The sequence below is a fragment of the Ensifer sp. EB106-05-01-XG146 genome (assembly GCF_058791875.1).
Genome location: NZ_JBYTDX010000001.1, coordinates 2,054,805 through 2,077,395 on the forward strand (window position 1 = coordinate 2,054,805; position 22,591 = coordinate 2,077,395).

Below are 22,591 nucleotides of genomic sequence, written 5' to 3' on the forward strand. Positions count from 1 at the left end.
TTTGCTTTATTATGCTTCGACAATGCGGGAGGTCTCCAGCCTTCGCAATGTGAAAGAAATCATTCCAGCTATCGAAAAAATTCATGTAGGCTGCAACCGATCCAGACCCGGAGCAACGGATGCGTGACCTGCCGAGCCTCAAATCCTTGCGCGCCTTCGAGGCGGCCGCGCGCAACGGCAGCCTGACGGCCGCCGCCGACGAGCTCTGCATCGGCCAGGGTGCGATCAGCCACCAGATCCGGAATCTGGAACTCAATCTCGGCCTTCGGGTCTTCGTCAGAAAACAGCACGGTGTCGAACTGACGCCGGAGGGCGGGCTGCTCTATGCCTCCTGCCAGCGCGCCTTCGACGATCTCGAAGGCGTGGTCCAGCACATCCGCCCACGCACGAGCGACAAGATCCTGCGCGTCCGGGTCGGCCCGTTCTTTTCGATGAAAGTGATCGCGCCGCGCATCTCCGAGTTTCTCGCCGCCAATCCCGGCGTGCAGATCCACCTCTCCCACCTCGAAACGATCACCGCCGGCACCGGCCCGGCCGACGTCACGATCGCCTATTGCCTGCAGCCGCCACCCGGACGCTTCACCCGCAAGCTCTTGCGCGAGCGCCTGGTGCCCGTCTGCGGCCGCGACCTCTGGCAGGGCGACAGGCAGGCACTGCTTTCCGGCAACCGGCTGCACTATCGCGGCCTTCAGGAGTGGCAAAGCTGGATCGCCTCCTCCGGCCTCGCCCTTCCGCGCAGCCGCCAGGACCTGATCTTCGACGACCAGCACATCATTCTCGAAGCGGTGAGAGAAGGCCAGGGCGTGGCGTTGATCGACCGCACCATGGTCGAACACGAACTCAAATCCGGTCAGATTCGCCTGGCCCACGACCATTTCTACGAGCCGCCCGAAACCTACCAGTTCGTCTGCCAGGAAGACCTCCTGCGCACCAAGCCGGTAACAAAGGCCTTTCTCAACTGGCTGATCGCCGAGATCGAGGAGCGCGAGCGGCAGAGCGCAGAGGCAGTGCAAACATCTGGCACAAGCTAGCCGTCGGCGGCCGGCGAGCGTCCCTCCTCCCCACCCAACACAAGAACCGGCCGCCGCACGCCCGTCGCGCACGGCGGTCGCACCCTTAGACGGCAGCTCCTTGCACAGCCCCGGCGAGCGGATCGAGCATGGCCGTTACATCATCGGGGAGGATGATGGACGCCGCCGCGACGTTCTCCTCAAGGCGGCTGCGCCTGCGTGTTCCGGGGATTGGCACCACCTTCGCATTCAACTTGCGGCCCTGCATGTGCAGCCAGGCTAGTGCCAGCTGGGCCGAGGTAATGCCGAGGCCACGCGCGGCTTCCTCGACCTTTGCCACCACCTGCATGTTCGCCTGGTGGTGCTGCGATGCAAAGCGCGGGAAATTCCTGCGTGCATCTCCCTCCGTCAGGGATTGGGCAAAGGCCTGGCCGGTCAGCATGCCACGTCCGAGCGGAGAGTAAGGCACGAGCGTCACGCCGAGTTCGAATGCAGCGGGAACGACATCTTCCTCGATCTCACGCGTGAAAACAGACCATTCCGACTGCAGCGCTGCAATCGGATGGATGGCATGCGCGGCCCGCAGCTCCGCCGCGGTCACCGCCGAGAGGCCGAGCCAACGGACCTTTCCGGCCGCGACCAGATCGGCCATCGCGCCAATGGATTCTTCGAGTGGTACGGCATCGGTGCGGCGATGCATGTAATAGAGGTCGATGACATCGACACCCAGGCGCTTCAGAGAGCGGTCAGCGGCAGCACGAATGAACTCGGGCCGGTTGTCTATGCTCCAGTCCTCTGGGCTTTGCGGCGTGCGCGCATAGCCGAACTTGGTGGCGATCAGGACCGCTTCACGATGCGTCCTGACGAAGGACGCAAGAAAGGCCTCGTTGGCGCCGATACCGTACATGTCCGCCGTGTCGAACAGGGTGACGCCGAGTTCGAGCGCCCGTTCCAGAGTGGCGCGAGATTCGGCCTCGTCCGTCGTGCCGTAGAACTCGCTCATGCCCATGCAGCCGAGGCCCTGGGCTCCGATCAGCGGGCCATCCGAGCCGAGTTGGACGCGGTGTAGAATCTTTTCCTTGCTTGTCATCATGGGTCTCCAATTCCAGACAAGCAGCTCTTATAAGTATTGACCATACTCTATGGTCAAGGGTTTGCTGCATGCTGATTTCGGAATTTGCGAAGGCCACGGAACTGCCGGTCGATACGATCCGCTTTTACATTTCCAAGGGGCTGCTGAAGCCGGAGCGCAGCGCCAAGGGCGGCTCTAATCCCTATCAGCTGTTCAGCCAGGAAGACGTTACCGCCGCGCGGATGATCCGGCGGCAACAGACGCTGGGTTACTCGCTGCGGGAGATTCAGGCCCTCAATGACGCCTATCGCGCCGGCGAAAGTTCGCCCGCACGAACGGTCGAGATCCTGCAAACGCAGATCGCGCGACTAGAAGAGCGGAAGGCCGCGCTGGACGCGGCTCTCTCGTTCCTGCGCGGCAAGGTGGACTGGATCAAGGCAGGCAAGCCGGACACGGCGCCGCAACTGGAGGACTACCGGTGCTGACGGTCCGAAGCTCGTCCAGCCCCTGCTCCCGCGAGATGACAGGAACATAGCCCAGCGCCCGCTTTGCCTTGCCGATATCAAGCGAGATCTCGACGGCCGACGTCGCATAGGCCTGTGATGTCAGCGGAACGCTGATCCTCCCCCTGGAGAGGGCAGCGAGCACATCGCCGCCCCAGGCAACGGCTCTGACGACGGCGCGGGGAACGGATTTTTCCGGCGGGACGATCCCTTGCGTTTCCAGAAGCTGCGAGACGAACGTCCTGAACGGCACGGCATCGCCATCGGTGATGAAATAGACCTCCCCGCCCCGCCCGTTTGCAAGCGCAAGCGCCACGGCCTGGCACAGGTTGGCGATATGCGTGGTCGAGGTCAGGTAGGTGCCTCCCGCGATCCAGGCGAGCTTGCCGGAGCGGGCAGCCTCGACCAGTGCCGGCAACGCCGTGGTATCGTCACGCCCCCAGACGAAGCGCGGCCGAAGGGCAACGACCGGGAAAGCCGGACTGCTGGCCGCAAGGGCTACACGCTCGGCCGCCGCCTTGCTGCGCGAATAGCTGCCGGCCGGGCGGCGCGGAAACGGCGCCGTCTCGTCCACCTGCACCAGCGGGTGCCCATCGGCAAGCACGGATTCGGTGCTGATATGGATCGCTTTGCGGATACCGGCGGCGCGGGCCGCCTCCATGACGATCCGTGTGCCATCCTCGTTCACCCGGCGCTGCTGCGGCGTGCCTGGTCCATGATCGGTATCGGCCGCCGCATGGACAAGCGCGTCGCAGCCCGCCATTCCCGCGGCGATGTCTGGACTGAGCAGGTCGCCCATAAAGGCCGTCGCACCGAGTTGGCGGACGCGGTCGGCCGCCTTCTGGCTGCGCGCCAGAGCGACAACAGAAACGCCCGTCGTGACGAAATGGCGGATGAGGTTGCGGCCGACATAGCCGCTGCCACCGGTGATGAAGATGCGCCGGAACGGGGCGCGTTCGCCCGTGGCCACGGCGGATGTGGCATCGCATGCTTGGTTCATTTCACTGCACCTATGAGGTTTGGACGCTTAGCGCTCGTCCGGAAGATCGGCTGCCTGCGGGGTTGCAGTCACGAGCCAGTTGATTTCGCGCAGCACCTCGTCGCGGTCCGCACGCGCAAAATGGTGAAAGTCGAGATATTCGAGGAACTTGAGACCCTCGAGCGCGAGATAGGCAAGCAACGCCCCGCGCGGCGACTGGGAGTTCTGAAGAATTCTCGCGATCGTCGTATCCTGGCTTGCCTGCATCTTCCGGCGCAAACCGGCATCGAGCGTAAGCGCCGCGCTCAGGTTCAGTGCCACCGCCCGGAATTCCTCGGGCGGCGGTTCGGCCGCAGCAACGATGCGCCCCCTGACCGCTCGATCCTGAATGTCTCCGATCTTCTGCTCGACCTGCGCATGGTGTGCGTTGTCGCGCTCAAACGCCCGGTCGACGACGGCCTCGATCAGCGCCTGCTTGGACTTATAGTCATAAAGCACACTCGCCTTGCTGACGCCGGCTTCCCTGGCGACGGCATCGACAGTCAGGTTGGCAGCGCCATCACGACCGACGACCCGTTCGGCGGCATCCAGCACCTGCTGTTGATCAATTGCGCGTTTCCGGCCCATGGCTCCATCCGATTTATTTCCGACCGGATGGTTATAAATAATCTATCGGCGCCTTTGTCAAGCGCGTCGGATCCCTTAGAAAGCTCTGGATCGCCTCCTCCGGCCCCGCCCTTGCGCGCAGCGCCAGGACCTGATCTTCGATGACCAGCACATCATTCTCGAAGCTGTGAAAACGCAGCCGAACCCCAGCCCGATCATTGGTTGCTCGCGGACTACCGCGCCGATCCGCCTCTACACGAAGTCGAGAGAGCGTGATGTCGGAGACTGTATCCGCAGAACGGCGATGCCGGGTTGGGGCCTTGAAAGCAACCTCACGGAAGGCGACCCGCGCACTTGACCTTGCCCGTCGGCGGTCCGGGGAATCGGCGAGACCTATCGCGACAACAAATACTCTCCGTGATTGCGCGGCAATGAATTCGCCACCGAAGAGACGTTGATGCGCGACTAAAATTGCTCGGCGCGGTCATGGTGTATCGCGCCAAGCCGCTGCTCTCATAGACGATCACCCCGCCTGCTGCGTCCCATGCGCGTGGATTACCGCATCCGCCTCCTTGCCGTAGAGCTCCTCGAAATGGTCGAAGCTCTTGGAGAAGTAACCGATGCCTTGCGTCGCGGCCCTTAGTGTCCGGGCGAGATCGTCGAGCGCCGATCCCGGCACCAGGGCGCGAAAGATGTCCCAGCCCTTGGCCGTCTCGTCACGGTCGAAGCCGAGCACCTGGCCCTTGTAGGTGGAGACGATCGGCACCAGGCTGCCGGAATAGATCGAGGGGATGTGGATCTCGACGCGGATGACCGGCTGCATCAGAACCGCCGAGGCCTGCGACAGCGCCTGGCGCACGCCCATCTTGGCGGCCGCGCGGAAGGCGAAGTCGTTGCTGTCGACCGCATGGTGCTGACCGTCCGTCAGGGTCACGCCGACATCGATCACCTGAAAGCCGAGCGGCCCCTTCTCCATCGCTTCGCGCGCGCCGGCCTCGATCGCCGGGATGAAGTTGCGCGGCACCGCCCCGCCCTTCACCGTCTCGGCGAAAGAGAAGCCGGCGCCGCGCTCGTTCGGGTGCACGCTGAGCTTGACGTCGGCGAACTGCCCGGCACCGCCCGTCTGCTTGCGGTGGCGGTAGTGCACGTCGGAGGGTTTCAGCACGGTCTCGCGATAGGTTGGGCTCGGCGGCCTGTCGGTGACGCCGACATGGAAGACGTCGGCCAGCGTCTTGCAGAGATCGCGCAGGTGCATCGGCCCCTGCACGCAGACGAGCTGCGCGCCGCTGCCTTCCTCCTGCATGACCGCGAGCGCGCGGTCGGTCTCGGCGAGCTTGGCAAGCGTGCCCGAGAGCTTGGTCTCGTCGCGCTCGCTGTCGGGCACCAATATGCGCACCAGCATCGGCGTCGGCGGCAGCGTCCAGTCCGGCGCCTCGGCGGTGCTGCTGGCGGCGAGCAGCGCCGGCACCGGTAGATGGTCGGCCTTGACAGCGGCAAAGATCGCGCCCGCCTCCGGCGTGGCGTTCGGCAGCGGCTTGCCGGTCGCCGGGTCCTGCAGCGAGCCGAGGCTGCCGCCACCGAGTGTCGCGCCCTGCTTGATACCGGATGTCAGCGCCCTGACCAGCACCGTCTTGCCGACATTCGCCTTGTGATAGGCGTGGAAGCTGACGGCCGAAAGCGCCGTCTCGGCGATCGGTCCGGCCTCAGCCAGTCTCTTTCGAAGCGCGTCGACCTGAGGCGCCTCGTGGCGCAGCGCCTTCATCAGCCGCAAAATGCCGTTGGCGTGGCTTGCAGCGCCCACCAGCACCGGGATGATGCGGTTTTCCTTCAAGAGCCGCGTGGAGATCGCATAGATCGTGTCGTTGGCCGGCGCCCGGTCCTCGATCAGCTCTTCGAGCAGCCAGTCGTCGAATTCCGAGAAATGCTCGAGCAGCTCGGCCCGCGCCTCCTTTTCCCGATCCATCACCGTGTCGGGGATTTCGATCAGCGCCGAGGTCTGTCCCTCGCGGTAGCGCCAGGCGCGCTCGGAGATCAGGTCGCAGGTGCCGACGATCTTGTCGCCTTCGCGGATCGGCACCTGGCGCAGGAGCAGCATGTGGCCGGAATAGTCCTGAAGCGCGGCGATCACGTCGCGCAGCCGCCCCTGCGGCTCGTCCATGCGGTTGATGAAGAGAATGCAGGGCGTGCCCGACGCCTCGATTGCCTTCAGATAGGGCGCGGCCAGCACTGCCTCCTCCGGCACCGGCGAAACGCAGAGCACGCAGGCGTCGCTGGCGATCAGCGCGTGCTGCGCGTGGCCCAGCGCCTCGGTGCCGCCGGGTGCGTCGAGCGCGCACCAGGCTTCGCCGCCAAATTCGAATTCCGTGAGGTTCAATCCGTAGGGTGAAGCAGCTTTTCTGGAGGCCCCCTCCAGACCGGCCAGCTTGTCTGCCAGCGTGGTCTTTCCGGTCTGCGAGGGCCCAAGTACCGTGAAGCAGCGCATCGGCAATCCTCCCCTGTCGCGATGACGACGGGCGCCGAGCGTTGCGACGCCCTTGTTCTATTAATTCTAGGGCAGCTTTTGCGCTTTCAATGGTAGCCGGGCACGATGGCGGCAAGTCTTTACGCGTGCGCGTCCTTTTCCGGCGCTAACCGCTTGGAATCGATCAGCATGGCGTCCCCAAAAAATCGGCGCGTATCCGGCGCGGCTGCCGCCGTTCTGCGCCACGGGCCCCGATCTTTTGGCCCTGAACCCCGAAAACCGATTGCGAAACAGGACCGGTTTTGCGATAAACGGGCACGTAAAGACCTGACGACCGATCCGCAAGCGTCCCTTCCGCACTGGAGAATACGCGCATGTCCCTCACGCTTTACCAGCATCCACTCGCTTCCTTCTGCCACAAGGTGCTCATCGCGCTTTACGAAAACGAGACCCCGTTCAAAAGCAGCCTGGTCGACCTGCTCGACCCGGAAGAAGCGGCCCGCTTCGCGGCGCTGTGGCCGGTCGGCAAGATGCCGGTTTTGACGGACAGCGCTCGCGACGTGGTGATGCCGGAGACGTCGATCATCATCGAATATCTCGACCGCCATTATCCGGGACGCCGGCGGCTGATCCCCGATACCCCCGACACGGCTCTGAAAGCCCGGCTCTGGGATCGCTTCTTCGACAACTACATCCACGTGCCGATGCAGAAGATCGTCACTGACACGCTGCGGGCGCCAGGTGAAAGCGACCACCGCGGCGTTGCCGATGCCCGCGCCGCGCTTGGCTTGGCCTATGGCATGGCCGACGCGCACTTCGCCACGCATGAATTTGCCGCGGGCGATACCTTCAGCCTTGCCGATTGCGCCGCCACTCCGGCTCTCTTTTATGGCGGCATCGTCGAGCCCTTCGATGAGACCCATCCGCATCTTGCGGTCTATTTCGAACGGCTGCTCGAACGCGCGTCCGTCCGCCGCGTGCTCACCGAGGCCCGTCCGTATTTCCATATGTTCCCCTACCGGAACCTGATGCCGGAGCGGTTCTTCGAGATGTAGAGAATGTCGCGCAAAAGCGCGCAGCGGTTTGCGATAGACAACTCAATCTGAAAATCGCGATGTGCTTCAGGCGCCGCCGGCGTCAATTGTCGGCGCGATGCCGCGTTGAACCACCCTGCTGCTCCAGCCACATGGCGTTTTCGAAAAGCACGCGCTCGTCGGCAATGCCCCTGCGGAACTGGCCCGTGATGTGGCGGGCCAGCCGGTCGGCACGTTTGCCGTAGCGCGGGATGTCGCACCAGATGCAGACCCGGTCGAAGGTGCGTTGCAGCATATCAAGATCGTCGGGGCCGATCGGGCCGTCCGGTTCGCGTGCAAACTCCTGCATTGAAACCTCCTGGCTGCCAAGGGCCGGCGCGCCGCTATCCGCGTACGCCGCCAACCGCGGGTCGAAACCAATTGTGCCTTTCAGGGCGGACGCTCTTACGAATGCCCGTCGGCTGCGACGGAAGTGACGCGTGGCACTTGCTTCCGCCCAATCGCCGTTGCACGGACACCCGATCTCGGCGAAGGCCTGATCGATCCGGTCCATGGCGTGCAGGAGAAGCGCCTGTGGCCTGGCCGTCCGAGACATTCCGCGACCGCCCGTATCGGGTCGAAAACGCGAACGATCTTACAGCCGCCGGAGCCGCATCCTGCCCAGCGAAGGCGGCAGTATGCGCCGATCGGGAGATAAAGCAACGTCGCCGCACGCGAACCCTGCCGCGATCGGTCGTTTCCGGACCGGCACGAAGGTCACGCGTCATCCATGCCTCCGCCGGTCGAAGACGGCACCGGCGGGGCATGCGAGGCTTGGCTCAAGCCTACTTCACCTGGGCCGGCGGCGTGCCGATCGGGAAGGCGATGGTGACGAAACCGGCCGTGCCTTCCGGCCGGTTCTTGGCGCCAAATTCCTGGAAGACCTTGAGCGTCAGCGATACCGGCGTCTCGGCCATCTTGAAATTGTAGCCCATGGTGCCGCCGATCGCGGCAATACGGCCCTTGAACGGGCCGAGCCTTGCGCCGGCGCCACTGTCGCCGGTCACCTGCTGGTAGAAGTAGCCTGCAACGCCGGCGGAGAACTCCTGGCCGAAGTGCTTGGTAACGGCCCATTCCGCGTGGAATTCCGTACCCGTGCGGTAGTCCGTCGCCGGGTTCTCGCCGTTGAAGGTGAAGCCCGCGGCGCCCGAGATGTCGAAGCCCGTTTCCAGATTGAACCAAGTGCCGGCGAGCGTGAAGTCGCCAGCCCAGCGGTTGAACGAGAGATTGGCGAGCTGCCCCTTCTGGTAGTCGCCGATCGGCACGTTGACCGAGGCGTTCGCCGTCCAGTGGAAATCGCCCTCGTGCCAGCCGAGAACCGCGCCCAACACGGGGTCGCCGATAGTGAAGACAGAATCGCTGACCGAGGCCGAGCGACCGGCCCTTGGCGCCGAAAGCGTAGCGTCGATATCCGGCCCCCCGAAGGGCACGATCGCGGTGAAGCCGAGATTGCCGCCGAGCACTTCTTCGGGCATCACCCAGAGGCCGGTGCCGAAGATGCCGATCAGCGTCGCATCGACCTCGCCGACGATCTCGCCACCGAGCGGAAGCTGCTTGTTGCCCTTGAGCTCGCCCACATAGAAGTAGGTGTCGTTCTGGAAATAGGTCCCGGGCGGAGCCAAAAGGCCGGCCATCGGGCCACGTGCGCCGAGCAGATAGAAGCCGGCACCGTTTTCGGCCGCATTCGCCGTCAAGGGCGCAACAATGCAACCCAGACCGGCAGCGATCGCCGATGCGGACAACAGACGCTTTACAACGCTCATCCAGTGATTCCCCTTAATCTCTCGACGAAACGATAACATTTTGCCGTGTTCAAGCCAGCCCTAAGAAACCGGAGCTGCAACCACCGCAACATCCGATTGCAGAGTGTTGCAGGCCTACACACTGGGCCCGCGCCGCGGACGCGGCCTCTTTGAGCGCCACTTGACCGCCGCTGTCGCCTTCGGCTTTCATCCGGTGAAGCTTGCGTTCCCGTTTCCCCACCAGCAAAGGACCAGAGACCATGGAATACCGGCTGCTCGGCCGTTCCGGCCTGAAAATCTCTGTCATCACCATGGGCACAATGACGATCGGCGGCCGCGGCAAGTTCGCCGAGGTCGGCAATGTCGGGCTGAAGGAGGCGCGCCGCTATGTCGACCTCTGCCTCGATGCCGGCGTCAACCTGATCGACACGGCCGACATCTATTCGACCGGCCATTGCGAGGAGATCATCGGCGAGGTCCTCGGCGGCCAGCGCAAAGGCGGTGTGCTCGTCGCCACCAAGGCGCGCTTTTCGATGGGGCCGGGGCCGAACGACGGCGGGCTCTCGCGCCAGCACCTGATTGCCGCCTGCGAGGCGAGCCTGAAGCGGCTGAACACCGACGTCATCGATCTCTACCAGGTGCATGAATGGGACGGCCTAACACCGCTCGAAGAAACGATGGAGGCGCTCGACAGCCTCGTTCGCAGCGGCAAGGTCCGCTATATCGGCTGCTCCAACTATTCCGGCTGGCACATCATGAAGGCGCTCGGCGTCAGCGCGCTCGAAGGCCGCCAGCGCTTCATCAGCCAGCAAATCCACTACACGCTCGAGGCCCGCGAGGCTGAATATGAGCTGATGCCGATCGCCATCGACCAGGGGCTCGGCGTGCTCGTCTGGAGCCCGCTTGCCGGCGGACTTCTCTCCGGCAAGCACCGGCGAAACGAGACACCGGAAGGCACCCGCCAGCTTGCCGGCTGGAAGGAGCCGCCGATCCGCGACGAGGAGCGGCTCTGGAAGATCGTCGACATGCTCGTTGCCATCGCCGCCGAGCGCGGCGTGTCGCCGGCGCAAGTTGCGCTCGCCTGGCTGATCGGCCGCAAGGGCGTCACGTCCGTCATCATCGGCGGCCGCACCGAGGCGCAGTTCAGCGACAATCTCGCTGCCGCAAACCTGAAGCTCACCGATGAGGAGAAGGAACTGCTCGACGCCGTCAGCCTGCCGCCGGTGATCTACCCTTACTGGCATCAGCTCTGGACCGCCAAGGACCGGCTCGGCGAGGCCGACCTGTCGCTGCTCGGGCCGCATGTCTGACGCACGTGGGAACGGACCTGCGACCCGGGCCGAGTGTCCGGGCCGTCAGGATGAAACCAAGGCGTGTCCCTTGCGCGTTACGATAAGCTGAAAGCGCCCTAGGCCGTGTTGACAGGGTGGCTTGGCAAACCGGCTCGGGCATGTTTCAACACTGCTTTTTAGGAAAACCGCACCCAAGTTGCGTTGCTGGAGACAAAGTCGTGTATGACTTCAATCATTTAGAGCGCCGAGCAAAAGAATTGATCGCAAGCGGGAATGCAGCGGATGCCATCAAGATTTATCTTTTCATGGCAGATGGCGACCAGTCGCTGGATGCCGGATATCTCGGAGAGCGACTGGGGGAGTGCTATGAGAACCTTGGCGACCTGCATGCCGCAAAATATTGGTATGGAAGAGCGGTAGAAGAAAATCCCGACATCAGGCAGGCCTCTGTGGAAGCGCGTAAAAGGCTCCACCAAATCGGCATCGATCCTTTTCTGGGGGACGCAGAAAAGAAGTCGTAGCTCGCCAACCGCGCGACCACGTGCCGAAAACTACTTTGTCAACACGACCTATTTCTCAGCGAAGCAATAGAACAGCCCCTCGCCGCCGGTGCCCTTGAAGGCCTCGACGGTGCAGCCGCCCCGCGTCGCGTGCGAAGAGTTCCAGGATTTGGCCTCGGCGGAATCGTTCAATCCCGTGCGGTCGCTGTGGCCGACGATCGCCGCGCCGTCGGCGCCGCCCATCGTCCAGTTGCCGCAGGTGTCCGGTGCCGCCGTGCCATCGGCTTTCGAGCCCGTCAGAATGTCGTGGCGGTTGGGCGTATCGCCGCGCCCGTTGATCACCTCGCCCTTTTCATTGAGCGCCGTCTGCTTCGTCAGGTTGTTCTTGTCGCTGTGGAGCGATGCGACATCATCGGCGATCTTCTCGCCCTTGGCGTTGCTCCAGGGGCCTGCGCCGATCCGGTCCTTGGCGTTCTCAGCGTCGGTGGAAAGATAGGCCTTCCAGCTCTTGCCCGTCGCCCCCGCTGCCTTGGCGAGCGTATCGCAATAGGCGTCCGCCCCGGTGAGGCCGCCCAGATCGCCGCCCTTTCCGGGGTTCACGCTGGTGACGAAGAAACTCATGCTGGTGTCCTGCGCATAGGCCGCGCCGGAACAGGCCAAGGCGAATGCGATTGCTGCTAATGCGCGCTTCATGGCTCTCTCTCCCATCAACTGTGCCGAAAAGCCTATCGGCCGCCGCCAACCGAGTAAAATCGAATTGCCGTGATGGAGACCGCGCCATCTCAACGGATGGCGACGCAACGCGCGCGGCGACCTCTGCGCCACGTCAGGTGAAGGGCGATCCAAGCGCCGAGAGCCTCGACAGGTTTGAGGATGGCCCTTTTGCAGCAGAAGCGCTGCCCCTCACCCCCCGGCCGGGACCTTCTCCCCGTCACGACGGCGAGAAGGAGACGTGGTCACCCGCTCCCCCCTCACAAAAACCTGGCCTACCTTGGGTTTGTGAGATCAGCCGCCGAGTGACGGTGCCCCCGTCGTCCATGTCCCCTCTCCCCGCTGGCGGGCAGAGCGTTAGGGTGAGGGGCAGAGCCGGGCGCGTTCGCTCGGCAGTGCAAACAGGCATCAGCCGGCCACCCCTTGACTTTCCGCCCAACATCTCCATTTCATATCATATGATACACTCAGTCACCGCATAGGAGACATTTATGGCGCTGGCGCAACCGGCTTTCGCACCCGCCCGGCAGGAAGAAGCTGTGATCGTAAAGGCGGTGGTGAAAGCCTGCGACCTCTGGAACCTCACCAATAGGGAGGCGGCCCAGCTCTTCGACGTGCCGATCGCCACCTGGAACCGCATGAAGGCCGGCGACTTCAAGGGCAGGCTCGACCAGGACAAGCGCATGCGCGCGAGCCTGATCGTCGGCATCTTCAAGGGCCTGCGGCTGTTCTTCAACGGGCCGCTTACCTATCAATGGCCGAAGGCGGTCAACACCGGCCCGCTGTTTTCCGGCCGCTCGCCGGTCGACCTGATGATCGAGGGCGGCATTCCCGTGATGATGAAGGTCAGGCGCTATCTCGACGGGTTGCGCGGCGGCCTATGATCGCGCTGCCGGAAATCGACTTCAACGAGCCGGCAACCGTCCGGCTGATCTCGACCGCCTATATCGACGAGCCCGCGGTCAAGCCGCTCGCCGACGATGACGACGAGATCGAGATCCTCAACCGGCTGGAGGCGATGACCTCGGCGCGGCTGAGCCCGCTCGCTCTGCCCATCGGCGTCGATCCTGCCGAACTCCTGAACGAGACCTTCGGCTACGGCTGGTCGCTGATCAATGCCGCCTTCTGCCATGCCCGGCCTCCAGGCAACCGCTTCAACGGCGAGGAGCGCGGCGCCTGGTACTGTGCCTTCGGCCCGCGCGCACTCCAGACCTGCCAGGCGGAAATCGTCTATCACCGCACCCGGGCGCTTCGCGAGGCCGGCAGCTTTCACGACATCGGTCGCTACCGCGAACTGATCGCCGGCTTCACCTGCCGCTTCCATGACGTGCGCGGCGAAGTGGACGCCGCCTATCTCTCCCCCGACACCGCCGTCGCCTACCCCGCCGGTCAGGCGCTCGCCGCCACCATTCTTGCAGAAGGCGGCAACGGCCTGATCTATCCGTCGGCCCGTGATCCCGAGGGCACGTGCCTCGCCGTCTTCCGCCCCTCGGTCATCCAGAACGTCCGCCAGGGCCACACCATCACCTTTGAATGGACGGGCAAAGCAGAGCCACGCATCGTCGAGGAAACCTGAGCGGCTGGCGCGAAGGCCGTTTCTTTCTTGCCATCGCAATGTTGCGGTAATGCGCCCGTTGGAGAAGGGCTCGCTTTCCGGATTTCGGCGCCTCGAGCGGCCCGGCCGGCACGGCAGAAACTGAAAACGTATAAATCAGATTGTTATTGACGCTTTGCCAGGCTGGACGCGTGTCCCCGTCCCTCCGGTTCCTTGCCCCCAACTCCCTCGCCCGCTGATCGGGAAAGGGAACGGCAGCGGCCCGGCTCCGCCTACCCTTCGGCTCCCCTGCCCGCCCCGCAGAGGGAACCGCTCGCGCCCAGGCGCAGGATGTGGACGCCGAGAGCGCTGCAAGGTCCCTTCTCCCCGCTCGCCCCGCGGGGAGAAGGTGACCGCAGAAGGGATTAGACAGAGACTGCCTCCCAGGCCACAGCGTCGACCACGAGGACCGAATGACGATTACACTCCTGCCCGTCGATACCGTCGATGCCGATGTCATCCGAAGGCTCGACGTTCACGAAAACCAGATGGATTTCATCGCCAGCAACGACGAATCTCTCGAAGAACTCGGCGAACGCCCCGAATGCGTCGGTTTTGCCGTGATGGCCGAAGGGGCGCCGGTGGGTTTCGCCATGTATGCGCTCGACCCCGATGACGGCAACCACTGGATCTACCGACTGATGATCGATGCCCGCCACCAGGGCAAGGGCTATGGCGCCAAGGCGCTCGCAGCCCTCCTGGACCACATGGCCTAGATCCCTGAATGCGGCGACATCTATCTCGGCGTCTACCCGGAAAACACCCGCGCCCACGCCCTCTACCACCGCTTCGGTTTCCGCGAGACCGGCATGGTCCTCGGCGATGAAAAGGTCATGCGGCTCGACCGCAACTAGGCGGTGGCACGATCCGACCAAACAACCTTCCTCCGTCCAGGCGGGGGAAGGTCCATGAATTCGTTCCGGGTGCTACCATGACACCACCGTCAAGAACCCGGAGCAAGCCGCCGTGCCGCTGACCAGCCAGATTTCAGTCTATGATCCGCGATGGCCCGATCTGTTTCTCTCCGAGCAGCAGCGCATCCGCAGCGTATTCGCAAATGCGCTCGTCACGATCCACCATGTCGGCAGCACCGCCGTCCCCGGTCTCGCCGCGAAGCCGGAAATCGACCTTCTGGGCGAGGTGTCCGAGCATCGCGACGTGGGCGATGTGACGGAGCGTATGAAATCGCTTGGATATGTTCGCGGCACGGACCTTTCGCAGGACCACCACTTCTATCGGCGCGACGTCAATGGCGTTCGAACCCACAAGGTCCATGTGTGCCGGTCAGGACATTGGCAGATTGAAAGAATGCTGCGGTTTCGCGATCTTCTGCGGCAGGATCCGGACCTCAGCGCCCGCTATCAGGCGCTGAAGCTGCACCTCGAAGCCACGAACCAGCATGGCATCGGCGAGTACCTCGCCTCGAAGGCTCCCTTCATCGACGCTGTCTTGGCGCACAAGCGCGAGCGAGATTGATATCCGGCCCCGATTGCGGACATCCCGCCATCGGGGCACTATGCCGCCTCGGTACAATAGCGGGAGCGGCTCATGCTTGACGGCTCATGTCACTGCGGCAATGCGAAGTGGACGCTCAAAGGCGACCCCGGCCCGATCACCGCCTGCAACTGCACGCTCTGCCATCGCTACGGCACGCTCTGGGCCTATGACTACGAAGGCGAGCGCATCGCAGTCAGCGGCGAACTCACCGCCTATACCCGCGCCGACGAGAAGGACCCGACGCTCGAAATCCTCTTCTGCCCGACCTGCGCCGGCGTCGTCGCCTGGCGCAGCCTCAACCTCGACGCACAGGGCCGCCGGCGCATCGCCGTCAATGTCAGACTGGCCGCGCTGGACCGGGTCGCCCATCTCCCGATCGACCATTTCGACGGCTTCGATACCTTCGAGGACCTGGCACCGGACGGCCGCTGCGTGCGCGATCTGTGGGCGTGACCAGTGAACACAAGCATCGGTTGAGGCGAACTGATACTCAATATCCGGGGATGAGGGTATACGAAGCATGGCGAGGCGCTGCTTTTCCGGATGACTTATTCCGGTGTGCTGCGTAGCCTGGAGAGCATGGGCTTGGGGAATTGGACAGATACGGAAAATGACGCGATCGTCGCGGCCTATTTTTCCATGCTTCGCGACGAACTTTCTGGTCAATCCTACAACAAGGCCTTGCACAACCGGGTTCTGCAAGAAGCGCTCGGAAGAAGTCGCGGCTCGATAGAATTCAAACATTGCAACATTTCGGCTGCTGCGAGAGGGTTTGGTCTTCCCACCCTCAGCGGTTACCAGCCGCGGTTCAATTTTCAGATGTCCTTGGCCGAGGCAATATCCCGTTGGTTAGCGCAGCATCCGCAATGGGACAGTGTCCTTGGTTCCGGTCCGGCATTCGGCATGGCCGAGCCACTGGCGCTCTTCATCGGTGTCCCGCCCACTCTCCACAATGCCCCACCCCCCGACGAATTGACACAGATGCAGACGGTCGCACGGCGTTTCGATGTGGCCGGGCGGGACGAACGCAACCGTGCACTCGGCCGCGCTGGAGAAGAGCGCGTACTCCAGCACGAACGCGCGCAGCTACTACAGAGCGGTCGTCAGGATCTGGCCCGCCAGATTCGGTGGGTGGCGCAGGAAGATGGCGATGGCGCGGGCTATGACATAGCAAGCTTCACGCCGGATGGGCGCGTGCGTTTGATCGAGGTAAAGACCACCAACGGTTGGGAACGAACGCCATTCCATATTTCGCGCAACGAACTTGAGGTGGCCCAGACGCGACGCGAGGAGTGGTGCCTCCTCCGTCTCTATGATTTCTCACGCCATCCACAGGCCTTCGAACTGCGACCGCCTCTTGACGCTCATGTCTCGCTCATCGCGACCAGCTATCAGGCAAGTTTCCACTGAGTAAGCTGAAGCGGCTCACCTCGACACTAGGGAAATCAGCAAACGCTTCACGTCGATCAATGTGTCGCGAGCACCCTCGCCTCGACCGGCTGGTCGATGCCTTTCAGGACCAGCAGCCGGGTGCCGGCGCCCGCCGTCAGCGTTTCCGCCTGAGCGGCCGTCTCCGGGGAAAGCAGAATCTCGCCCGCCTCGGCCTGGGATTCGAGCCTCGAGGCCAGGTTGACCGTGCCGCCGATCGCGGTGAAATCGCTGCGGAATGTCGAGAACTCGCCGATCTCGACCTCGCCCGAATGAATGCCGACGCCCACGCCGAGCGGCCGTTCGCCGAGGTCGTCGAGGTCGAGGCGGCCGAGTGCATCGGCGCAGAGACGCTGGATATCGCGTGCTGCCATGATCGCCGCTTGCGCATGGTCTTTCCGGATGATCGGAAAGTTGAAGATCGCCATCAGCCCGTCGCCCATCTGCTTGTTGACGATGCCGTCATGCGCCCAGATCGCCTGGGCGCAGCGATCCTGGAACAGGCTGACGATCTGGCTCAAGCGCACCCGCTCGATCCGCTCCGAAAGATGCGTGAATCCGCGGATGTCGGCAAACAGGATTGTGGCGCTTGCCGCAACGTGACTCTGCTTCTTCACGTAACGGAAGGAGCGCTCGCAGATCGTACAGATGTTCGGGTTCATCTTGCTGCGGGTAATACCGAAGGCACGGAACGGCAGCGCCAAGGGCCCGCGGATCGGGATCGGCACATGCATCTGGTCCCAGCATCCCCGGCAGATGCGGGCGTCATGGCTGGCGGCAGGCTGAATGGAAGAGGCGTCTGTCATGGTGCGCATCTGCTCCGGCTCGCATGACCCGATGGCGTCAGCGAAGCTTCGGACATTTGCAGCACTTTAGCAACGGCTGGATCGACGCCGGGGGAACGTTCCGTGCCGCCCGGCCGTCACGCGGCAAACAGGTTCTCCGCCATGAAATCGACGAAGGCACGCACCTTTGGCGAAAGATAGCGATTGGTCGGCCAAAGCACGCGGAACGTGCCGGTTTCGCGAAGGTAATCTTCCAGCAGCGAGACCAGCTTGCCTTCCGCCAGTTCAGGCGACACGGCAAAGGGCGGCAGGCAGATGATGCCGAAGGAACGCTCCGCAAGAAAGATCAAGGGGTCGAGCGTACTCGCCACCGTGGTCACAGGCAGGTCCAGCTTCACCTCACGCCCGTCACGAACGAGCGGCCAGGGTTCGAGGCGGCCGGAATTGGCGTAGCGGTGATGAAGGCAGCGGTGCCCAAGCAGGTCCTCCGGCACCTCCGGCCGCCCATGAGCCGCGAGATATTCCGGCGAAGCGACGATCCGGTGCCGGAACGTCCCGAGCTTGCGGCTCATCAGGCGTGTATCCTTCACGTCGCCGGTGCGGATGACCGCATCGAAGCCCTCCTCGATCACATCGACCAGCCGATCGGTGAAATCGAGATCAAGATTGATCAGCGGATAGGCGCGCATGAAGTCCGATATGGTCGGCATCAGCAGCATGCCGGCGAGCGGCAGGCTGACGCGCAATTGCCCGCGCGGCGTCGCATGCGAGCGTGACAGTTGCGCCTGGGCCGTTTCGAATTCGGACTGGATGCGGCGGCAGGTGTCGAGAAAGAAGCTGCCGTCCTCGGTCAGCGCCATGCTTCTCGTCGACCGGTTGAAGAGGCGCACGCCCATCTCGTCTTCGAGCCGCGCGATCGCCTTGCCGACGGCCGAACCTGAAAGCCCTAGGCGATGCCCGGCGGCCACGAAGCTGCCCGCCTCTGCCACCTGAATGAAAATGCTGAGCGTTCCGAGCTTGTCCATCGCGCACCGATTACGGAATGTTTTTCCGAAGTGATGAGAATACGCGCTCGTTTATCCGCTATTTCTCTCCCGATATCCAGATGCCGTCGCGGTCGATACGCCGCGGCGTTTAAATGGAGAGAAGCATGACAACGATCCCTACCCCCACTTTCTCGGCGTCCCCCGTTCCGACGACCTTCGTCGTCAACGTCATCCACGCCCATCCGGGCAAGCAGGAAGAAGCCTTCGCCGTCATCCAGGACGTCGTGCACTACGTTGCCGAACGGAAGGAAGGTTTTCTGTGGAGCACGCTGTCGAAGAGCACCGACGGCGAGACCGTCGTCAATGTCGAGGCGATCCAGGGCACCGGAAATGTCGATGAGTTCTTCTCCGATCCGGTGTTCGCGGAGAAGTTCCGCAAGCTGGACGAAGTCTCCCGCAGCGAGTTTCACATCTATACGGTCGGCGATCTCGTGCTGCCTAAGCGCTGAGCCGCCGCCTGATCGCCACGCCCTGCGCCTTCACGCGAAGACGCAGGGACTCTTTCGCCTCTGTCATCCTGCCTTCTTCACCGGCGGGATGAGCCACGACCCGTCGAGAATGGAAGGCGGGCTGTCGTCGGGCCAATAGAGCCGCATCATCAGGATGAACTTGCCCTTCGGCGCCGGCAACCAGTTGTTTTCCTTGTCCTTGCCGGGTGATTCATTCTGGATGTAGATCTCCGTCGAACCGTCGGCATTGGCCTTGGGGCTGACGCGCGCGCTGATCGAATAGCGGTTGAGCGGATTGTCGACGAAGAAATAGTTCTCGTCGTACATGGTGATCGACCAGAAGCCCCGCACCGGCGGCAATTGCCCCTTGGGGAAGGTGACGACGTATTTGTTGGAGCCGTGATAGGCGCGGGAAACCAGACCGTCCCTGGACTTCAGCGACGTCGGATAGATCGCATCCTGCGGACGATTGGCGCCAAGCCCGATCGCCGTGATCAGCGCCCGCTGCAGATAGTTGGTGCCGTAGATGCCGGTCTTGGTGGTGAAGCCCCAGCCGTTGACGTTCTGGATGTCACCATCGCTGAACTTGAAGTGCAGCATGATGCGATGGAACGCCATGACGGGGATGCGCGACACGAAGGCGGCATCGAGCTTGCTCTTGTCGAAGTCCTGGCCCGGCACGATGCCGATTTCGGCAAATTTGGCGATCGCCTCGCCATCCGCCGCCGTCGGCGGATTGGTCTTCATCAACTCGCAAAGAAGCGTGAAATATTCGACCGCATCCATGCGATTGACCTGCTCGCGCACCGCCGTCTTCATGTCGATCGACGGATCGACCTTGCCGACCGGCGGCGTCCAGTCCTTTCCATAGGCGCTGAGCGGACAAAGCTTGCACTCGTCCTGAAGTGCATGCACCGCCGCATAGTCCTCCGGCGTGCCATCGCAATAGATGCGCCCGAGGATCCAGACGATGCCGGTTGACGATTTGTATTCGGTCACGCCGTCGGGAAGGCTTCCCTGCCAGCCCGGCCCGGTAATGGCATAGGCCTGCGCCCCGCCGCCGGTCGTGCGCTTGCCCGGCACCTGAAACACCGTCGTCCAGCCGTCGAGCATCGGAAACAGGAAGAAGCGATCCTTCATGTCGGGGATCGACAGCACCCACGGCTCCTTGCCCACATCGACGAAGGCTGTCGTGTACAGCGTATCGGCATTCGGCGCGGTGACATCCTTGAAGGATGCGTTCGGATATTCACGCAGCTTGATGACGTGGCCCATCGGCCCCTTGCTGCCTTCGGGCTTGGCCACATTGGTCACCACCCGGCGGGTCATTTCCGTCGTCACCAGTGGGTAGCCGTAGATATAGGCTTCCACCGCCAGCCAGAAATCATCGGCAGCCTCGACCGGATCGAAAAGCGGCGATTCCAGCGCGTTCGCAGGTAAGAACGATGCTGATGCAAGCAGGCCGGCGCCGCCCAAAGCGACGACGCGACGGGTCATGTCCATGTTTGCCTCCCCCTTTTTCTTTGGCGGGAGGAAGTTAGCATATACTAATAAGTACGACCAGACATTGTGTTCGGCCTGTCCTCGCGTAACCGCCTGAAGGGAGCATCGCCATTTTTCGATGGCCCCGACCACACCAGCAAATCTGCAACACCGCGTCGGAGTTGTCAGGCGGCGCTTGACGCCCTTCCTTTGGCGTCCTTAGATTTCACGAGCACCCTCGCCTGCCGTGGGTTGCGCGATCCGCAAGAAGCTCAAGTCTGGAGGCCCCGATGCGCCGAGTCACTTCTCAAGAAACCCAGATCCGAATTTTTGAGCAGCTGATGGGATATGCGCACATTGAATCTGGGCATCCTCGCCCACGTGGATGCAGGCAAGACTAGCCTTACGGAAAGACTCCTTTTTGACACCGGTGCGATCGACAGGCTCGGCAGCGTCGATAGCGGCAATACCCAGACCGACAGCCTTGAACTCGAACGGCAGCGTGGCATCACCATTGCCGCCTCCGTCGTGTCGTTCAGGCTTGGCGATCTGGTCGTAAACCTCATCGACACCCCCGGGCATCCGGACTTCATCGCCGAGGTCGAGCGCGTGCTGCAATCGCTCGATGCCGCCGTCGTGGTCGTCTCGGCGGTGGAAGGCGTGCAGGCGCAGACCCGCGTGCTGGTGCGCGCCTTGCGCCGCCTCGGCGTCCCCTTCCTGTTCTTCGTCAACAAGATCGATCGCCTCGGGGCGCGTCCCGCCGAAGTGGTCGAAGAGATCGCCAGCCAACTCTCGGTACGCCCCGTCATCATGTCGGCGGCGGTCGAGGTCGGCAGCCGACACGCGAGAACCGAGCCGATCGACTTTGCGCAGGAACCGCATTTTTCGGCACTTTCGGAGGCGCTTGCCGCCAATGATGAAGCCTTGCTCGACGATTATGTGCTGGCACCGGAGCGTCTGACTGTCGAGCGGCTGCGGAAGGCCTTGGCGACGCAGCTTGCCGAAGGCCTTCTGCACCCGGTCTATTGCGGCATCGCCATGACCGGCGTCGGCGTGCCGGGCCTGATCACCGCGATCGAGACGCTGTTGCCGGCGAAGGCGCCCGCCCCGGATGCACCGGTCGAAGGCCGGATCTTCAAGATCGAGCGCGGCTGGGGCGGTGAAAAGCTCGCCTTTCTCAACCTGACGTCCGGCACTGTCGCCACGCGCGACTATCTCGTCCTTTCCGGCGGCGCGGCGAAGGTGACCAGCATCCAGCTCTTCGACCAGGGTCGGCTGGAAAAGGTGGACCGGGTGACAGCCGGCCGCATCGCCAAGGTGGGCGGGCTTGCCCATGCCCGCATCGGTGATTGGGTCGGCGTCGACGGAACGCGTGCCGGAGCGTTTCATTTCGCCCCGCCGACGCTCGAAACCCTCGTGCGGCCGAGGCGCCCTTCGGACAACACGGCGCTGTGGCTTGCCCTTCAGCAACTGGCCGAACAGGACCCGTTCATCAACCTGCGCACCAGCGACGATGCCAGCGAGATGTTCGTTTCGCTCTATGGTGAGGTGCAGAAGGAGGTGATCGAGGCCACCCTGTCGGCCGATTTCGGGCTGGAGGCGCATTTCGAGGAAAGCACGGTCATCTGCGTCGAACGGCCCCTTGGCACCGGAACCGGCATCGAGATCATCTTCCGCGAGCCGAACCCCTTCCTTGCGACCGTCGGCCTCAGGATCGAACCGCGGCCGGCGGCAGCGGGCAACAGTTTTGCCCTCGAAGTGGATGTCGGCCAGATGCCTGCGAGCTTTTACCGGGCGGTCGAAGAGGCCGTTGCCGAAACGCTGAAGGCCGGGCTCTTCGGCTGGCAGGTGATCGATTGCCACGTCGCCATGACAGCGGCGCGCCAGACCTCGCCGGCCAGCACCGCCGTCGATTTTCGCCGGCTGACGCCGCTGGTGCTCGCCGAGGCGTTGTCTTCGGCCGGAACGGTCGTCTGCGAGCCGATCGACAGCTTCCGCCTTGAAGCGCCCGCGTCCGTCCTGACGGCCATTCACACGCTGCTCGCCAAGTCAGGCGCGTCGACGACGGATTCGATCATCGAAGGCGGCGTCGCCCGGCTTGCCGGAACGATCGCATCGGCCAACGTCCAGGGCGTCCAGCGGCAGTTGCCGGGGCTCACCAGCGGCGCCGGCGTGCTCGAAAACAGCTTCGATCACTACGCGCCGATCGCAGGCACGCAGCCTTCCCGGCCCCGGTTGGGCGCGAACCCGTTCGATCGGGCCAATTATCTCCGGAGCCTGCGATAACATAAGAACACCGCGCGCCTCTTCAGACGCGCGGTGCCACCATGCTCTTGCTTGATGATTGTACCTGGCTGGCAG

The 22,591-nt window shown here is 63.4% G+C and carries 23 protein-coding genes; 13 read left to right on the top strand and 10 right to left on the bottom strand.

What is annotated here, in order from left to right:
- Positions 1-119: 119 nt before the first annotated feature.
- Positions 120-1,031 carry a LysR substrate-binding domain-containing protein gene (locus AC3WVQ_RS10180; RefSeq protein ID WP_051659269.1) on the top strand — a complete coding sequence of 304 codons (912 nt, stop codon included), beginning with the start codon at positions 120-122 and terminating at the stop codon, positions 1,029-1,031.
- Between the two features lie 85 nt (positions 1,032-1,116).
- Here AC3WVQ_RS10180 and AC3WVQ_RS10185 read toward each other — a convergent pair whose 3' ends face one another.
- The gene (locus AC3WVQ_RS10185) at positions 1,117-2,100 is read right to left on the bottom strand and encodes an aldo/keto reductase (RefSeq protein WP_089043644.1); all 984 of its coding nucleotides are present in this window, start codon (positions 2,098-2,100) and stop codon (positions 1,117-1,119) included.
- A gap of 71 nt (positions 2,101-2,171) precedes the next feature.
- On the opposite strand from AC3WVQ_RS10185, the gene AC3WVQ_RS10190 reads away from it, so the two are divergent.
- Positions 2,172-2,567, top strand: coding sequence for a MerR family transcriptional regulator (locus AC3WVQ_RS10190; RefSeq protein WP_492382709.1), 396 nt, complete (start codon positions 2,172-2,174; stop codon positions 2,565-2,567).
- On the opposite strand, the gene AC3WVQ_RS10195 is transcribed toward AC3WVQ_RS10190, so the two are convergent.
- The 3 genes from AC3WVQ_RS10195 to AC3WVQ_RS10205 form a co-directional block, all read right to left on the bottom strand.
- Positions 2,515-3,585 carry an NAD-dependent epimerase/dehydratase family protein gene (locus tag AC3WVQ_RS10195; protein ID WP_090294145.1) on the bottom strand — a complete coding sequence of 357 codons (1,071 nt, stop codon included), beginning with the start codon at positions 3,583-3,585 and terminating at the stop codon, positions 2,515-2,517. The genes AC3WVQ_RS10190 and AC3WVQ_RS10195 overlap by 53 nt on opposite strands.
- A 27-nt stretch (positions 3,586-3,612) precedes the next feature.
- Complete coding sequence (locus AC3WVQ_RS10200; RefSeq protein WP_034793213.1) at positions 3,613-4,191, bottom strand: TetR/AcrR family transcriptional regulator; 579 nt, start codon at positions 4,189-4,191, stop codon at positions 3,613-3,615.
- Between the two features lie 502 nt (positions 4,192-4,693).
- Positions 4,694-6,652, bottom strand: coding sequence for an elongation factor G (locus AC3WVQ_RS10205; protein WP_060516089.1), 1,959 nt, complete (start codon positions 6,650-6,652; stop codon positions 4,694-4,696).
- Between the two features lie 353 nt (positions 6,653-7,005).
- On the opposite strand from AC3WVQ_RS10205, the gene AC3WVQ_RS10210 reads away from it, so the two are divergent.
- Positions 7,006-7,686 (top strand): glutathione S-transferase family protein, encoded by a 681-nt coding sequence (locus AC3WVQ_RS10210; RefSeq protein WP_090294149.1) that lies wholly within the window; start codon positions 7,006-7,008, stop codon positions 7,684-7,686.
- Between the two features lie 82 nt (positions 7,687-7,768).
- Here the strand turns inward: AC3WVQ_RS10210 and AC3WVQ_RS10215 are convergent, their stop codons facing one another.
- Together AC3WVQ_RS10215 and AC3WVQ_RS10220 are read right to left on the bottom strand one after the other, a co-directional pair.
- A complete protein-coding gene (locus tag AC3WVQ_RS10215; RefSeq protein WP_034793196.1) occupies positions 7,769-8,014 on the bottom strand; it encodes a hypothetical protein in 246 nt (81 codons plus the stop codon).
- A gap of 475 nt (positions 8,015-8,489) precedes the next feature.
- Positions 8,490-9,467 carry a SphA family protein gene (locus AC3WVQ_RS10220; RefSeq protein ID WP_090294150.1) on the bottom strand — a complete coding sequence of 326 codons (978 nt, stop codon included), beginning with the start codon at positions 9,465-9,467 and terminating at the stop codon, positions 8,490-8,492.
- Positions 9,468-9,706: 239 nt separating this feature from the next.
- Between AC3WVQ_RS10220 and AC3WVQ_RS10225 the strand changes: the two genes are divergently transcribed.
- Positions 9,707-10,756: an aldo/keto reductase gene (locus AC3WVQ_RS10225; RefSeq protein ID WP_060603569.1), complete on the top strand. Its 1,050-nt coding sequence runs from the start codon at positions 9,707-9,709 to the stop codon at positions 10,754-10,756.
- Between the two features lie 200 nt (positions 10,757-10,956).
- Positions 10,957-11,259, top strand: coding sequence for a tetratricopeptide repeat protein (locus AC3WVQ_RS10230; RefSeq protein ID WP_244546696.1), 303 nt, complete (start codon positions 10,957-10,959; stop codon positions 11,257-11,259).
- A gap of 48 nt (positions 11,260-11,307) precedes the next feature.
- Here AC3WVQ_RS10230 and AC3WVQ_RS10235 read toward each other — a convergent pair whose 3' ends face one another.
- On the bottom strand, positions 11,308-11,931 hold the full coding sequence (locus AC3WVQ_RS10235) for a hypothetical protein (RefSeq protein WP_492382710.1): 624 nt from the start codon (positions 11,929-11,931) through the stop codon (positions 11,308-11,310).
- A gap of 509 nt (positions 11,932-12,440) precedes the next feature.
- On the opposite strand from AC3WVQ_RS10235, the gene AC3WVQ_RS10240 reads away from it, so the two are divergent.
- The 6 genes from AC3WVQ_RS10240 (at position 12,441) to AC3WVQ_RS10265 (ending at position 16,450) form a co-directional block, all read left to right on the top strand.
- Positions 12,441-12,833, top strand: coding sequence for an antitoxin Xre-like helix-turn-helix domain-containing protein (locus AC3WVQ_RS10240; RefSeq protein WP_034793180.1), 393 nt, complete (start codon positions 12,441-12,443; stop codon positions 12,831-12,833).
- On the top strand, positions 12,830-13,525 hold the full coding sequence (locus tag AC3WVQ_RS10245; RefSeq protein WP_090294156.1) for an RES family NAD+ phosphorylase: 696 nt from the start codon (positions 12,830-12,832) through the stop codon (positions 13,523-13,525). Before AC3WVQ_RS10240 ends, AC3WVQ_RS10245 begins: the two co-directional genes overlap by 4 nt.
- 431 nt (positions 13,526-13,956) lie before the next feature.
- Positions 13,957-14,259, top strand: coding sequence for a GNAT family N-acetyltransferase (locus AC3WVQ_RS10250; protein WP_492382711.1), 303 nt, complete (start codon positions 13,957-13,959; stop codon positions 14,257-14,259).
- Between the two features lie 250 nt (positions 14,260-14,509).
- Positions 14,510-15,019, top strand: a complete 510-nt coding sequence (locus AC3WVQ_RS10255) for a GrpB family protein (RefSeq protein WP_090294159.1) — start codon at positions 14,510-14,512, stop codon at positions 15,017-15,019.
- A gap of 72 nt (positions 15,020-15,091) precedes the next feature.
- Positions 15,092-15,493 carry a GFA family protein gene (locus AC3WVQ_RS10260; protein ID WP_090294160.1) on the top strand — a complete coding sequence of 134 codons (402 nt, stop codon included), beginning with the start codon at positions 15,092-15,094 and terminating at the stop codon, positions 15,491-15,493.
- A gap of 90 nt (positions 15,494-15,583) precedes the next feature.
- Complete coding sequence (locus AC3WVQ_RS10265) at positions 15,584-16,450, top strand: protein NO VEIN domain-containing protein (RefSeq protein WP_244546697.1); 867 nt, start codon at positions 15,584-15,586, stop codon at positions 16,448-16,450.
- 56 nt (positions 16,451-16,506) lie between these two features.
- On the opposite strand, the gene AC3WVQ_RS10270 is transcribed toward AC3WVQ_RS10265, so the two are convergent.
- Together AC3WVQ_RS10270 and AC3WVQ_RS10275 are read right to left on the bottom strand one after the other, a co-directional pair.
- Positions 16,507-17,274, bottom strand: a complete 768-nt coding sequence (locus tag AC3WVQ_RS10270; RefSeq protein WP_090294443.1) for an adenylate/guanylate cyclase domain-containing protein — start codon at positions 17,272-17,274, stop codon at positions 16,507-16,509.
- 116 nt (positions 17,275-17,390) lie between these two features.
- On the bottom strand, positions 17,391-18,278 hold the full coding sequence (locus AC3WVQ_RS10275) for a LysR family transcriptional regulator (RefSeq protein WP_492382712.1): 888 nt from the start codon (positions 18,276-18,278) through the stop codon (positions 17,391-17,393).
- Between the two features lie 125 nt (positions 18,279-18,403).
- Between AC3WVQ_RS10275 and AC3WVQ_RS10280 the strand changes: the two genes are divergently transcribed.
- Positions 18,404-18,748 carry an antibiotic biosynthesis monooxygenase gene (locus AC3WVQ_RS10280; protein WP_034793159.1) on the top strand — a complete coding sequence of 115 codons (345 nt, stop codon included), beginning with the start codon at positions 18,404-18,406 and terminating at the stop codon, positions 18,746-18,748.
- A gap of 63 nt (positions 18,749-18,811) precedes the next feature.
- Here AC3WVQ_RS10280 and AC3WVQ_RS10285 read toward each other — a convergent pair whose 3' ends face one another.
- On the bottom strand, positions 18,812-20,251 hold the full coding sequence (locus tag AC3WVQ_RS10285; protein ID WP_090294165.1) for a DUF1254 domain-containing protein: 1,440 nt from the start codon (positions 20,249-20,251) through the stop codon (positions 18,812-18,814).
- Positions 20,252-20,578: 327 nt separating this feature from the next.
- On the opposite strand from AC3WVQ_RS10285, the gene AC3WVQ_RS10290 reads away from it, so the two are divergent.
- Positions 20,579-22,516: an elongation factor G gene (locus tag AC3WVQ_RS10290; protein ID WP_090294166.1), complete on the top strand. Its 1,938-nt coding sequence runs from the start codon at positions 20,579-20,581 to the stop codon at positions 22,514-22,516.
- Positions 22,517-22,591 lie beyond the last annotated feature (75 nt).